Here is a 14,030-nt window from a genome sequence, read left to right as displayed (position 1 = left end):
GTCTGGTTTTCCACTGGGCAGGTTGTACAGTGATCTATGGCTTCCGACGGACAAGCTGAACACTCTGACCAGGTCCTGGACGGCCTGGACGCCAGACTGCTGCTGTTGCTCACCGACGAGCCCCGGCTCGGGGTGCTGGAGTGCTCGCGCCGGTTGGGCGTGGCCCGGGGGACCGTCCAGGCGCGGCTGGACCGGCTGGTCGCGCGGGGCGTGCTGACCGGGTTCCCGCCGGCGCTGGACCTGGCCGCGATGGGGTACGGGCTGACCGCGTTCGCGGTGCTGGAGATCGCGCAGGGGCGCCGGCAGGAGGTGTCGGAGGGCCTGGCGGCGATCAACGAGGTGTGCGAGGTGCACGCGACGACGGGTCAGGGCGACCTGTTCGTGCGCATGGTGGCCCGCTCGAACGACGACCTGCAGCACGTCATCGACGAGATCGTGGACGTGCCGGGGGTGCAGCGGCTGTCCACGTCGATCGCGTTGTCGACGCCCGTCCCGCCGCGCGTGCGGCCGTTGCTGGAACGCATCCGCTGAGCAGGCCACCCACGGCGGGGGTCACACGGCGGAGGTCACACGGCGGAGGTCACACAGCGGGGGTGACACCCAGCGGGAGGGCGACACACAGCGGGAGGGCGACACACAGCGGGAGGGCGACACACAGCGGGAGGGGCGGCCACCTCGTCTCGGCGGCCGCCCCTCCCGGTGTCTGTGGGATCAGCCCGCGTACGGCACGGCCTTGATCAGTGTCACCTTCATGGTGCTGCCGTTGGGCAGTTCGTACTCGCGGGTCTCGCCGTCCTTCGCACCGTTCAGCGCCTTGCCCAGCGGGGACGAGGGGGAGTAGACCTCCAGCGCGCCGTGCGCGCCCTCCTCGCGGGTGGCGAGCAGGAACTCCTCGGTCTCGTCGTCGCCTTCGTAACGGACCGTGAGCACCATGCCGGGGGCGGCCACACCGGCCACGGTGGGCGCCTCGCCGACCTTGGCGACCCGCAGCAGCTCCTGGAGCTGGCGGATCCGGGCCTCCTGCTTGCCCTGCTCCTCGCGGGCCGCGTGGTAGCCGCCGTTCTCGCGGAGGTCGCCCTCTTCGCGGCGCGCGTTGATCTCCGCAGCAATGACCGGGCGATTCTCGATCATCTCGTCCAGCTCTCCCTTGAGCCGGTCGTAGGCCTCCTGGGTCAGCCAGGTCACCTCAGTGTCGCTCACGGTCACCAACTCCTCGTCTTGCTCCGGCCCACGGCGTGGGCTGGCAGTTCCCGGACGCACGCGCCCGGAACGGAAAAACACGGCCCGCGCCGGGGCCGTGCTGAAAGGCCAGAGTAACACGTTCACAACGTTCAGCGACGGCGTTTTGTTCCCGGGACGGCCGTTAAACCCGCAGATCACCCGCTTGGCCGCTACCTTGTGGACAGGTACGCGGGGACCTGGTAGGAGCAGCCGAACACTTCCCCGGTGGCCGGCTGTTTCGACGTTCGCAGAACCGTTGTCGCGTAGGCCGTGTCGGCGCCGGGGGGGACCAGGACCTCCCGCCGGCCCGCCTCGTCGCCGTCACCGGAGCGTGCCCGGACGATGCACACGACCGCCTGGTCGGGTGTGTCCCGGACCACCTCGAAGGTGATCTCCACCGACTGCTCGTCCAGGACCTCGAACGCGGTCTGCTTCGCCTCCACGGGCTGGGTGCCCAGGTTCCGGTAGCCGACCCAGGCCACCACCGCGCCGACCAGCACCGCCACCACCGGCAGTGACCAGCGGGCCCACTTGGGCAGGGGGCGTCGGGGCTTGCCGTACCGGCCCTCGGGCAGTGCCACTTGTCAACGCCTTCCTGCCCGTGGGGAACAATGACCCTCGATCGCCGCGTTGAGTGTCGCAGGGGCCGAGGGGGCTCCGTTCGGCAGGGGCCAAGGAGGACCACCACCGTCATGGTTGAGAAGCTGCGCCTGATGGCGGTGCACGCGCACCCCGACGACGAGTCGAGCAAGGGCGCCGCCACGATGGCGCGCTACGTGGCCGAGGGCCACCAGGTAATGGTCGTGACCTGCACCGGGGGCGAGGCGGGCAGCATCCTGAACCCCGCCATGGACCGCCCCGAGGTGCTGGCCGACATGGCCGCGATCCGGCGCGCCGAGATGGCGCGCGCCGCCGAGATCCTGGGCATCGAGCACCGCTGGCTGGGCTTCGTGGACTCCGGGCTGCCCGAGGGCGACCCGCTGCCCCCGCTGCCCGAGGGCTGCTTCGCGCTCGTGCCGCTGGAGGAGTCCGTCCCGCCGCTGGTCCGGGCGATCCGCGAGTTCCGCCCGCACGTGATCGTCACCTACGACGAGAACGGCGGCTACCCGCACCCCGACCACATCCGCTGCCACGAGGTGTCCGTCGCCGCGTTCGACGCCGCCGGCGACCCGGAGCGCTACCCCGGGACGGGCGAGCCGTGGCAGCCGCTGAAGCTGTACTACTCGCACGGCTTCTCCCGCGCCAAGCTGCTGGCGTTCCACGAGGCGCTGCTGGCGCAGGGCCAGGAGTCCCCGTACGCCGAGTGGCTGGCGGGCTGGGACGCCGACAAGCCCGACGTGATCGAACGCGTCACCACCCGCGTCGAGTGCGCCGACTACTTCCCGCAGCGCGACGAGGCCCTCAAGGCCCACGCGACCCAGATCGACCCCACCAGCCGCTGGTTCGCCGTGCCGCTGGAGATGCAGCGCGCCGTGTGGCCGACCGAGGAGTACGAGCTGGCGCGCTCGCTGGTCGACAGCACGTTGCCCGAGGACGACCTGTTCGCGGGCGTGCGGGAGAAGGTGACGGCGTGAACCCGGTCCCTTGGGGCCAGACGACGGCGATGGTGCTGGTGCAGCCCTCCACCACCAAGGACCCCGGCGGCCAGCAGGAGGACTTCGGCAAGTCCTCCCCGCTGGGCCTGCTGATCCTGGTGCTGTTCTTCATCGCGGTGTTCTTCCTGGTGAAGTCGATGAACAAGCACCTGCGGAAGCTGCCGGCCTCGTTCGACCCGCCGGAGGAGACCGCGGCGGTGGACTCCACCCCGGTGGTGGAGTCGACCCCGGCCACGAAGACCGCCCACGAGAAGACCGCTCGGGAGCAGACCGCCCGGAAGAGGGTCTCGGGGAAGAACACCGCCGGGAAGAAGACCGGGGACTAGCCGAAGCCCGCCAGCTTCACCACGCCCTTCTCGCACCAGACGACCAACTCGCGGTCATCCGTCCAGATCAGGGCCCTGATCGGCTTGTCAAGCCGGATCACCGCGAGTTCGGTCGGCGATCCGCCCCGCGCGCACGACCAGACCCACAGCCGGCCGTCGTTCGAGCCGGCGGCGACCAGGGCCCGTGCCGCGGTCGGGAAGGTGACCGCGACCTGCGGTTTGATGTCCAGGTCGCGTTGCCAGGGTTTGCTCCACGGCACGAAGTCGTCCGCGGCCAGCGAGTAGAGGCAGAACGCCGCGATGCCGCCGACGACCGCGACCGGTTCGCCACCGGCCTCGCCGATGTCCGCCGTGTCCGTGGACCGCATCGCGGTGAGCCGGGCCAGGCGGGCGCCGGGCGCCAGGATCTCCGTCCGGTCGCCGATCACCAGCGCCCGCCTGCCGGCGGCGCTCCGGTAGAGCAGCAGCTGCTCGACCAGGTTGTAGTGGTCGATCGGATCGACCGTCCGGTGCCAGGCGGTGCCGTCGTGCCGAAGCCACCACCAGCCGGTGTCACCAGGTCCCAGCAGCACGACCAGCAGGCCCTCGTCGTCCTGCACCACGTCCCCCGCGCGGTTGTGCTTCCACCCGCCGGGCAGTTCGTGGGCAGCAAGGTGCTCCGGACCGGTCGCGGTCGCCCGCCACACGTCGAGCCGCCCCGACTCGTCGCCGGTCACCGCGAGCGGCTGCCGGCGCCCGACCGCGGTGACCGTCAGCCGGTCGTAGGGCTCCGTGCCGCCCACCGTGAGCCGGTCGGTCACCGGGATCAGCGCCAGCCGGTCGTACTGCTGCATCGCGGCGACCACGGTGGTCCCGTCGACCAGAGCGAGGTGGACGGTGCCGTAGAACAGCTCCGGTAGTTCGGTCACCTCGCCGGGCGCCTGGTCGGCGTGGTCCAGGTCCCACATCCGGACGTGCCGGTCGTGGCCGTAGCTGAGCACCACGGGCTTTCCCCACGGGCCGATGCCGACGACCACCTCGTCCGCCGACAGCCGGTGGGCCCGACGCGGCTCGCCGAGCGGGACGAGTCCGTCGGTCACGTCGAACACCGCCACGTCGCCGCCCACCACCCCGGCCGCCACCGCCACCCGTCCGTTCGGCAGGACGGCCGACGCGATCGACGTGGGCTGGGCGCGGACGGGTTCGGTGCCGGTGAGCCCGCCGTCCGACACGGTCGAGCGGCGCAGCCCGCTGCCGGACGCGCTGAGCAGCAGGAGCGTCCCGTCCGGGCGCGGGACGAAGCGGACCACGGCCGGGTTGTACCGGTGGTCGTCGACCGGCTCGCCCACCTCGGCGAAAACCCCGTCGCGCAGCACCCGCAGCCGCACCAGCAGTCCGTCGAAGTGCGCCACGTGGACCTCGCCGGCGTGGACCGCGATCGCGGCACCGGGTTTGCCGTCGTCCTCCGTGGCGGAGCCGGCCTCGAACCAGTGCAGCACCTTCGGCTGGTCGGCGGTCCAGTCCACGACGTGCACCACCCGCTGGTGCGCGATCACCGCGAGCAGCCTGCCGTCGGGGGTGGCCACCGCGTCGGCGTCCCACCGGGCGCGCTCCGGCCCGAGCGGCACGGCGCCGGTCATCCGCAGGCCGCCGGTGAACGACCAGCGGTGCAGCACTCCGTCGCCGTCGACGGTGAGGCCGAACTCCCGGCCGTCCTCCGTCACGCGGTGGACGTGCGCGCGGAAGCCCGAGTAGCCGTGGGACAAGGTCAGCCGGTCGGCTTCCACCAGGCGGTAGTCCCGGAACCGGTAGAGCACCACGTCACCGTTGGTGTTCGGGTCGTCCGCCAGAGCGGCCGGGTTGCCGTGGGCGTCCAACCACAGTCCCACGTCGGAGAGCATCGGCAGTTGCAGCAGCACCTGCTGGCCGTCCTCCCGCGCCCAGGCGAGGACGTCGGCCTGCCACGGCGTCCGCTCGGTCACCTCGTCGGCCAGGTGGCCGCAGCCGGTCTGGCGGGCCACCAGGCAGAAGTACGCGGCGCGGTGGCCGGTGTCGCCGTGGAAACCGTGGGCCGCGCGCCGGTAGACGTGGCGGATGAGCTTGGCGCGGTCCGTGGTGACGTGCGGCAGGTGGGGGATGATCCGTTCCGGGTCGGCGGCGACCATGAAGCCGAGGTCTTCCACCAGCTCGTCCAGGCGGCCGGCGGCGACGGCGTGGGCGGCCAGGTGGGTGCGGATGTAGTCCGGGGCGTCGGCCCACGTGGTGACCAGGCCGCGCAGGGTCCGGTAGACGACCTGTTCCGGCTCGTGGCCCCCGTGCTCCTCGCGGAACGTGTCGTCCAGGGCCTGGTGGAACAGGCGGTAGTGCCGGCCGGTCTGCTCGACCAGGTAGCTGGCCGCCGACCTGAGCACCTCGCGCAGGTCGCGCGGTGTGTGATCGGCGACGCTGAGGGCGTTGGCGAGGGCCAGCCAGAGCGGGCCCTCGGTGAGCCCCGCGCCTTGCGCGAAAGCCAGGGGCAGCAGCAGTTCACGGACCTGCCGGGGGCGTTCGAAACGCACGTCCAGGTACTCGTCGACGGCCATGCCGACGGTGGTCGCGAGGCTGACCCCGCCGCTCAGCGCGGTCATGGCGGCGAGTTGGGCGATCAGGAAGTTGCCCTTGGCGCGGTCGGCGATGGCCGCGGCCCCGGTCCGGTCGCCGAGGCGGCGTTCCGCGTACCTCACCACGTCGTCGTGGTCCAGGTAGGCGGGGGAGTCGAGATCCAGCACGACGGGGTCGGCCAGCCGGTTGAGCAGGATGTTCGTGGTCGAACCCCGCGCGCCGACCCTGGTCCCGACGATCACGTGCCGCTTCGGGTCGGAGGCCAGCCGGTTGAGCATGGTGGCGATGGCGACCGGGTCGTCGCCCGCCGCCTCGTCCAGGGCGTCGAGCACGACGGTGATCGGGCCGCAGCGCTGCACCAGCCGCACCTGGTCGGCGGCTTCGACTTCGGCGGCGTCGGCGATCGCGCGCACGACCTGCGGCAGGGTCCTGCCCCGGGCGTGGACGGCCACCGTGACGCTGCCCACCGGGGGCAGTGACACGTCGGGGGACAGGCTGTCCGGCGGCACGAGGGCCGCGGTGATCCGGTCGGCCAGCACGACGGTCCGGGCGAGTACCGCGCTCTTGCCGCTGCCCGGCGTGCCGATGACCGCTCTGACCCGGCCGTCGCCCGGTTCCCGGAGGTAGGTCGCGAGGTCGTCCAGCGCCCGGTGCCGGCCGACGAAGTGCCACACGTCGGTGGGTTCGTGCGGCTCGACGCCTCGTGCCCGCGGGAGCCAGTGGGTGTCGAACGCGTCGTCCAGGTCGAGCCGCCAGCCGGTGTAGCGCACCGCCTCGGGCCACAGGCGGACGATCTCCTCGACCGGGATGAGCGCGCCCCAGCGGGTCGACCTCTGGGCCATCACGACGATGCCGACGACCGCGCCGATCGTGTCGTCCCACACCGGTGCGCCGGAAAAGCCCTGGTCCACGGGCTGACCCGAGGTGCCGTCGAGCTGCACCCAGCCGGGGCCGACGCGACCGCCGAGCTTGCCGCGCGACTCGGTGTGGCGGTCGGCCGCGAAGCCCTGCACGAGGTAGTCGTGGTCGCTCAACGCGGCGGGAGCCCGGAGCGGGGCGACCACCGCGTTCGGCACCGGTTCGGTCAGGCGCAGCACGGCCAGGTCGCCGCCGTCGTCGTCCGCGATCGGGACGCGGACCTCCACCCGGCCGGACGAAGCGTGGCCGTGGTGCACCAGGCTGACCGGGAGTTCGTCGGACGTCGCCACGTGCGCGCAGGTCAGCACCAGGTCGGGGGCGATCAGCACACCCGCGCCCACCCTGCCCACCCGCGCCAGCCAGGGCGGGCGCTCGCGGAAGCTCGCACGCACCAGCGGAGCCTACTGCTCGTACCAGGTGCGGCGCGCCGGGACGGAGACCAGCTCGCGTTCCGGGTAGCGCAGGGCGGTCAGCCTGCCGCCGAACACGCAGCCGGTGTCCAGGCACAGTGTTCCGTTGACCCACTGCGGGTCCTCGATCGGCGTATGTCCATAGAGGACGGTCGCGGCACCTTGGTAGTCGTCCGCCCAGGGGTGGCGGACGGGGAAACCGCGCGCGTCGAGTTCGCCGGTGCCGACGCCCCACAGGGCCAGGCTCCGCATCCGCGCGGACTCCACGCCGTGGTAGCGCTCGGGCAGCCCGGCGTGGGCGATGACCAGGCGCCCGCCGTCCAGGACGTAGTGCGGCACCAGGGAGTCGCAGAAGTCCAGCACCTCCCGGCGGAACCCGGGCGTCTCACCCGCCAGCTGCGCCAGGGACCTCTCCAGGCCGTGGTTGGCCTCGACGTCGCGGCCCTTGAGCGCCTTGACCAGCTTCTCCTCGTGGTTCCCGCGCACCGAGAACGCCGTGCCGGCCTTGACCATGCCCATCACCAGCCGCAGCACGGCCGGTGTGTCCGGGCCCCGGTCGACCAGGTCGCCGACGAACAGCGCCGTGCGGCCGTCCGGGTGGTGCGCGCCGTCCGGTTCCACCCGGTAGCCCAGGTCGCGCAGCAGGTGGACCAGTTCGGTGTGGCAGCCGTGCACGTCGCCGATGACGTCGAACGGTCCGGTCTCGTGGCGCAGGTCGTTCGGTCGGGGGTCGGCGATCTCCATGCCTCCAGTCTGGTCGAACGGTCCCCGGGGCGGGTGGGAATTACTGTGGAGCCATGACGAACCGGCTCGCGTCCTCGACCAGCCCGTACCTGCTCCAGCACGCCGACAACCCGGTCGACTGGCACCCGTGGTCGCCGGAGGCGTTCGCGGAAGCGCGGGAACGGGGTGTCCCGGTGCTGCTGTCCGTCGGCTACGCGGCCTGCCACTGGTGCCACGTCATGGCGCACGAGTCGTTCGAGGACGACGTGACCGCCGCGTACATGAACGAGCACTTCGTGAACGTGAAGGTCGACCGGGAGGAGCGGCCGGACGTCGACGCGGTGTACATGGCGGTCACGCAGGCGTTGAGCGGGCACGGCGGCTGGCCGATGACGTGCTTCCTCACCCCCGACGGCGAGCCGTTCTACGCGGGCACCTACTACCCGCCCGTGCCGAGGCCGGGGATCCCGGCGTTCCGGCAGGTGCTGGAGGCGATCACGCACGCGTGGCACGAGCAGGGCGACGAGGTGCGCGAGTCCGCCGCCGCGATCGTGTCCCAGCTCGCGTTCAAGCCGCTGCCGCAGTCCACAGTGGACTCCGATGTGCTGGAGGGCGCGGTCGTGTCGCTGCTCGGGCACTTCGACCGCGCGCACGCCGGGTTCGGCAACGCGCCGAAGTTCCCGCCGTCGATGGTGCTGGAGTTCCTGCTGCGCAACCACGAGCGGACCGGGTCGGTCGAGGCGCTGTCGATGGTGCGCGCCACCTGCGACGCGATGGCGAACGGCGGCCTGTACGACCAGTTGGCCGGCGGGTTCGCGCGGTACAGCGTGGACGCGGGCTGGGTGGTGCCGCACTTCGAGAAGATGTTGTACGACAACGCCTTGCTGCTCCGCGTCTACGCGCACCTGAGCCGCCGCGACGAATCCGAGCGGTACCGGCAGGTCGTGCGCGAGACGGCCGAGTTCCTGCTGCGGTCGTTGGGGACGGCCGAAGGCGGGTTCGCCGCGTCGCTGGACGCCGACACCGAGGGCGTCGAAGGGCTGACCTACGTGTGGACGCCCGCGCAGCTCGCCGAGGTGCTGGGGGAGGCGGAGGGCGCTCGGGCCGCGGTGCTCTACGGCGTGACGGAAGACGGCACGTTCGAGCACGGTTCGTCGACCCTGCGGATGCTCGGCGCGCCCGACCCGGAGATCGCGGCGAAGCTGCTGGCGGCGCGGGAACTCCGGCCGCAGCCCGGCCGTGACGACAAGGTCGTGACGGCGTGGAACGGGCTGGCGATCGCGGCACTGGCCGAGGCGGGCGCGGTGTTCGGCGAGCCGCGCTGGGTGGCGGCGGCCGAGCGGGCGGCCGACCTGCTGCTGGACGTGCACCTGGTCGACGGGCGGCTGCTGCGTACCTCCCGCAACGGCGTGGCCGGCACCGCGGCCGGGGTGCTGGAGGACTACGGCTGTTTCGCCGACGGCCTGCTCGCCCTGCACCAGGCGACCGGGGACGCCCGTTGGCTGACTGTCGCGAGCGCGCTGCTGGACACCGCGCTGGAACGGTTCGCCGGCGACGAGCCCGGCGTGTACTACGACACGGCGGACGACGCGGAAGCACTGGTGCAGCGGCCTTCCGACCCGTCCGACAACGCCAGCCCGTCCGGCGCGTCGTCGCTGGCGTCCGCGCTGCTGACCGCGTCGGTGCTGGGCGCGCCGCGGCAGGCGGAGTACCGGTCGGCCGCCGAAGCCGCCGTGTCCCGCGCCGGCCTGCTGGCCGCCCGTGAACCCCGGTTCGCGGGCCACTGGCTGAGCGTCGCGGAAGCTCTCGCGCTCGGACCCGTCCAGGTGGCCGTGGTCGGTTCGTCGCCCGAGTTGGTGTCTGCGGCGTGGCAGGGCGTGCACGGCGGCGGGGTGGTCGTGGCCGGCTCGCCGGACTCCGCGCCGCTGCTGGCCGACCGCCCGTTGGTCGGGGGTGCGCCGGCGGCGTACGTGTGCCGGGGCTACGTGTGCGACCGGCCCGTGACGACGGTGGACGAGCTGGTCGGAGCCCTTCACCGGTAGCCGGATCAGGGTCCTTCACCGGTAGCGGGTCGGGGGCTCTTCACCCGTAGCGAACGCCGCTTGTGCCCGCTTGTAACCGGCGTAGCGTCAGCATCAACGTAATCATGTAATCGAGGTGGTTCTGATGCGACGTGGATGGGGCGGACACGGCCGGCCGCAAGGTGACCAGCCACCGGCCGACGACGCGGCGGCCTGGTTCACCGGGCGGCTGCCCGCCGGCTGGTTCACCGAGGCACCGACGGTCACCGTCGACCGTGAGGAGATCCTGGTGGTGGGCGAACTCCCGCCGCTGGAGGGCACGTTCGCCGACGAGGCGGAACGTTCCGCGGCCGAAGCGGGGCGGATCAGCCGCTTCCGCGAGGAGACCCGCGAGGCGCGGATCGAGATAGCCCGCCAGGCCGAACACCGCTACCGCCGCAAGGTGGCGTGGGGTGCCGCGCTGGGTGGCACGACCGAGCTGTTCACCACGCTGTCCGTGCCGGTGATGACGAGGCTGCGGCAGCCGGAGCGCAAGGTGCTGGACACCCTGGTGGCGGCGGGGGTGGCGCGGTCGCGTTCGGAGGCGCTGGCGTGGGCGGTGCGGCTGGTCGGCGAACACGCGGACAGCTGGCTGACCGAACTGCGGGAAGCCATGACCCGCGTGGACGACCTGCGTGCGCAGGGGCCTGACCTGGCTTGATGTTGATCCCCCGCGGCTGCGGTAGCTTCGAGGGTCGGGGGGATCATGACTATTTCGTACGACATCACGTGGGACCTCGACCCGACGGCGGCGACGTTCCGCGGTCGGACTTCGTTGCGGTTCAACGGAAAGCGGTCGCACGCGGAACTCGCGGCGGTGCAGGTCCGTCGGGCGACGCTGAACGGCCGCGACGTGCCGTGGGACGGCTCCCGGCTGGCCTTGCGCACGCCCGACGACTCGCACGCGGCCCAGCCCTCGCGCAGCGCCGAGCCCCTACACGCTGCCGACGGCTTACACACGACCGAGCCGTTGTCCGCGACCGAGCCCTTGGGCGGGACCGGACCGTTGCGCACCGCCGAGCCGTTGCCCGCGACCGGGCCGTCGCCCGCAGCGGGGCCGTTGCCTGCGACCGGGCCGTTGTCCACGGCCGAGCCGTCGCACACCGCCGACGGCTTGCACACCGCCGACAGTTCACACGCGACCGGGTTCTCGCACGCGGGTGCGGCCTTGCACGGGCCCGACGACAACGTGCTGGAGGTCGACGCCGATTTCGCGTACGCCGAAGACCATGGCTTCCGCCGGGCGACCGTGGACGGCGACACGTACCTGTACACCTACCACTACCCGAACTGGACCCAGCGCAGCTTCGCCTGCTTCGAGCCGAACCTGCGCGGTGCCGTCACGATGAACATCAACGCGCCCGACGCTTCGGTGCTCACGAGCGACACCACGTCCCCCGTCGTGCCGTACGCCATCACGGCCGTCGTGGGGCCGTGGGCGGAGGTGGGCGGGAACGTCTACGCCATGCGGACCCGAGCCGCCGAACGCGACCACGGCGAGGCGGTGTCCCAACTCTTCGCCCGGTCCATCACGTACTTCGAGCACCTGCTCGGCATCCCGTACCCGTACGGGACGTGCGCGGCGGTGTTCGTGCCGGACATCCCGTCCCTGGCGTTCTCGTCGGCGGGGCTGGTGCTGTTCGACGACGACGCCTTCGATGCGCTGGCGACCCGCGAGCCGAGGTACGCCACGACCGTGGTGAGCCACGAGGTGGCCCACCAGTGGTCCGGCAACCTGGTCGACGCCGAACCGTGGCTGGTCGAAGGCCTGGCGACCTACCTGAGCCGCCTGGCCACCGAAGAACTCGTCCCCGGCAGCCGCCCGTGGTCGGACCTCGACAACGCCCCCTTACCGGACCGCCCCTACGCCGCCCACCTGTCCCGCATCGTCGCGGTGGAAGAGGCCATCGGCCGCACAGCACTGGTCCAAGGCCTCACCACCTACTTCCGCCGACACGCCCACACCACGGCAAGCTGGGCACACCTCCAGGCGTGCTGGCGCCAGTGACGCAGACCCGCCGGCCGGCCCACCCTGAGACACACCCCACTCCCGCCTCCCACGCGAGGACCTCCCACGCGAGGACCTCGCACACGAGGACCTCGCACACGAGGACCTCGCACACGAGGACCTCGCACACGAGGACCTCGCACACGAGGACCTCGCACACGAGGACCTCGCAGTCGAGTCCGGCGTCTGTCTCGCCTGAGGGCCGGGCATCTGCCTCGTGCGAGGCGGGCGGGTGCGTCTGTCTCGCGAGGGTGGGAGGGGCGTCTGCCTCGCGTAGGCGGGGCAGTGTCTGCCTTGCGCGGGGCGGGCAGGGTGTCTGGGGTCGGCGGGGCGTCTATACCGCCTGGGACGGCGGGGCGCCTGGCTTGTCCGAGAGGGCGGGGTGTCTGACTTGTCTGGGGCGCTGGGGCTGGGGAGTGACTGGTGGGTGGTTCGCGCGGATTCGATATCTCACCGAGTGTTTTGGTGGCTGATTTCGTACCCATTCATGTTTTGATCACTCGAAGGTGTGGCGTTTGGCCAGGTGAAGGGGCCTGGACCGACGCGGCGTCAAGAGTAGATCGCGAACCAGATGGCGATGTAGTGGCAGAGGGCCGCCAGCACGGTCGCGGCGTGGAAGAACTCGTGGTAGCCGAAGACGTCGGGCCAGGGGTTCGGCCAGCGGGAGGCGTAGAAGATGGCGCCGGCCGTGTACAGGAGGCCGCCTACGAGCAGCAGGACCAGGGCGGCCACGCCCACGTGGTGCAGGAGGTCCGGTAGCACGAAGACGGCTACCCAGCCCAGGGCGATGTAGATCGGGACACCCAGCCACCGCGGGGCGTGGGGCCAGGCGAGTTTGAGGGTCACGCCGCCCACGGCACCTCCCCACACCACGGCCAGGACCACGTTGCCCGTCGACGGGGGCATCGCGAGCAGGGCGAAGGGGGTGTAGGTGCCGGCGATGAACACGAAGATCATCGAGTGGTCGAGGCGTTTCATCCAGGTTCGTGCCCGGATGCTGACCCAGTTCACCCGGTGGTAGAGAGCGCTGACGCCGAACAGCCCGACGACGGTGGCGGCGTAGACGGAGGTGGCCAGGGCCGCCTTCGCGGACACGGTGGACGCCGCCAGTGCGATCAAGGTCGCGCCGGTCGCCACCGACACCACGAAGGACCAGAAGTGCAGCCAGCCGCGCATGCGCGGGCGCAGAGCGGGTGCCGGCGGCTGGGGTCGCGTCGACGTGGTCACCTCTTGGAGGTTACGGGAGCGTAGGGAAGCCGGTCAGCACACGACGGCGTGACCGCGCCCACCCGGCGTACGCTCTTCCAGCGTGGGTCTTCGCGAACGGGTCAAGAGCGTCCTCCTCAAGGGTTACGAGTTCCGCCTCAACCGATGGCTCGACGGCAAGCAACGGCCGCGGCACGTCGGCGTGGTGCTGGACGGCAACCGGCGGTGGGCGAAGGAGGCCGGTTTCACCGACGTTGCGCACGGTCACCGGGCCGGCGCGCGGAAGATCCTGGAGCTGCTCACCTGGTGCCGCGAGGCCGAGGTGGAGGTCGTCACGCTGTGGATGCTCTCCACGGACAACCTGAACCGGCCCCCGGAGGAGCTGGTGCCGCTGCTGGACATCATCGCGGACATCGTGGACGAGATCGCCGAACCGGGTAACCCGTGGCGGATCCGGCACGTCGGCGCGATGGACATGCTGCCGACCGAGACCGCCGCCCGGCTGTCCGCCGCGTCGCTGCGCACCAGGGGCCGCACCGGGCTGGAGGTCAACGTCGCGGTCGGCTATGGCGGCCGGCAGGAGATCGCCGACGCGGTGCGCAAGCTGTTGCAGAAGCACGCCGAGTCCGGCGGCACGATCGAAGAGCTCGCCGAGGTGTTGGACGTCGACCACATCGCCGAGCACCTCTACACGTCCGGCCAGCCCGATCCCGACCTGCTCATCCGCACGTCCGGCGAGCAGCGGCTGTCCGGGTTCATGCTGTGGCAGTCGGCGCACTCCGAGTTCTGGTTCTGCGAGGCCTACTGGCCGGAGTTCCGCCGCACGGACTTCCTGCGCGCCCTGCGCGACTACGCGATCCGGCACCGGCGCTTCGGGTCCTGAGAGGTCCGGAGACCACGTGCAGGGCCGCTTCGGTCCCGCAGGCGTTCCCGCAGGGCCGGCGACGGGGCCGCGGTGGCGAGAACGCCCGCACCCGGACGCG

Annotated in this window: 11 protein-coding genes and 1 pseudogene; 7 read left to right on the top strand and 5 right to left on the bottom strand. The window is 71.8% G+C overall.

The features are described 5' to 3' along the window. The first annotated feature begins 36 nt into the window (after positions 1-36). Positions 37-531 (top strand): Lrp/AsnC family transcriptional regulator, encoded by a 495-nt coding sequence (locus tag FHS29_RS14110; protein WP_184691084.1) that lies wholly within the window; start codon positions 37-39, stop codon positions 529-531. A 180-nt stretch (positions 532-711) separates the two neighbouring features. Here the strand turns inward: FHS29_RS14110 and greA are convergent, their stop codons facing one another. Together greA and FHS29_RS14100 are read right to left on the bottom strand one after the other, a co-directional pair. Beyond that, on the bottom strand, positions 712-1,200 hold the full coding sequence (gene greA / locus FHS29_RS14105; RefSeq protein WP_312864911.1) for a transcription elongation factor GreA: 489 nt from the start codon (positions 1,198-1,200) through the stop codon (positions 712-714). A gap of 191 nt (positions 1,201-1,391) precedes the next feature. Further along, complete coding sequence (locus FHS29_RS14100) at positions 1,392-1,802, bottom strand: DUF4307 domain-containing protein (protein WP_184691082.1); 411 nt, start codon at positions 1,800-1,802, stop codon at positions 1,392-1,394. A gap of 111 nt (positions 1,803-1,913) precedes the next feature. On the opposite strand from FHS29_RS14100, the gene mca reads away from it, so the two are divergent. Continuing rightward, positions 1,914-2,795, top strand: a complete 882-nt coding sequence (gene mca / locus FHS29_RS14095; protein WP_184691081.1) for a mycothiol conjugate amidase Mca — start codon at positions 1,914-1,916, stop codon at positions 2,793-2,795. Between the two features lie 29 nt (positions 2,796-2,824). Beyond that, positions 2,825-3,142 (top strand): hypothetical protein, encoded by a 318-nt coding sequence (locus tag FHS29_RS36780; RefSeq protein ID WP_246440356.1) that lies wholly within the window; start codon positions 2,825-2,827, stop codon positions 3,140-3,142. Here the strand turns inward: FHS29_RS36780 and FHS29_RS14085 are convergent. Both FHS29_RS14085 and FHS29_RS14080 read right to left on the bottom strand, forming a co-directional pair. Further along, positions 3,139-7,032, bottom strand: coding sequence for a S1 family peptidase (locus tag FHS29_RS14085; RefSeq protein WP_184691080.1), 3,894 nt, complete (start codon positions 7,030-7,032; stop codon positions 3,139-3,141). The two genes, FHS29_RS36780 and FHS29_RS14085, sit on opposite strands and share 4 nt — an antisense overlap. A 15-nt stretch (positions 7,033-7,047) precedes the next feature. Beyond that, positions 7,048-7,779 (bottom strand): annotated as a pseudogene (locus FHS29_RS14080) (metallophosphoesterase); the annotation flags it as partial. Positions 7,780-7,847: 68 nt separating this feature from the next. Here FHS29_RS14080 and FHS29_RS14075 point away from each other — a divergent pair. The 3 genes from FHS29_RS14075 (at position 7,848) to FHS29_RS14065 (ending at position 11,841) form a co-directional block, all read left to right on the top strand. Then, a complete protein-coding gene (locus FHS29_RS14075) occupies positions 7,848-9,815 on the top strand; it encodes a thioredoxin domain-containing protein (protein WP_184691078.1) in 1,968 nt (655 codons plus the stop codon). A 124-nt stretch (positions 9,816-9,939) separates the two neighbouring features. Further along, entirely contained in the window at positions 9,940-10,494 is a 555-nt protein-coding gene (abmR, locus tag FHS29_RS14070; RefSeq protein ID WP_184691077.1) for an ATP-binding transcription factor AbmR, read from the top strand. Between the two features lie 45 nt (positions 10,495-10,539). Next, positions 10,540-11,841, top strand: coding sequence for a M1 family aminopeptidase (locus FHS29_RS14065; protein ID WP_184691076.1), 1,302 nt, complete (start codon positions 10,540-10,542; stop codon positions 11,839-11,841). A 549-nt stretch (positions 11,842-12,390) separates the two neighbouring features. Here the strand turns inward: FHS29_RS14065 and trhA are convergent. Further along, positions 12,391-13,017 (bottom strand): PAQR family membrane homeostasis protein TrhA, encoded by a 627-nt coding sequence (gene trhA, locus FHS29_RS14060; RefSeq protein WP_184691519.1) that lies wholly within the window; start codon positions 13,015-13,017, stop codon positions 12,391-12,393. A gap of 133 nt (positions 13,018-13,150) precedes the next feature. Between trhA and FHS29_RS14055 the strand changes: the two genes are divergently transcribed. Next, a complete protein-coding gene (locus FHS29_RS14055) occupies positions 13,151-13,930 on the top strand; it encodes an isoprenyl transferase (protein ID WP_184691075.1) in 780 nt (259 codons plus the stop codon). The last annotated feature ends 100 nt before the right edge of the window (positions 13,931-14,030 follow it).

This window comes from Saccharothrix tamanrassetensis, from assembly GCF_014203665.1.
In the GTDB taxonomy this organism is placed as follows: Bacteria; Actinomycetota; Actinomycetes; order Mycobacteriales; family Pseudonocardiaceae; genus Actinosynnema; species Actinosynnema tamanrassetense.
Note: the sequence above shows the minus strand (reverse complement) of the source record. Positions and strands in the feature narration are given on the sequence as shown.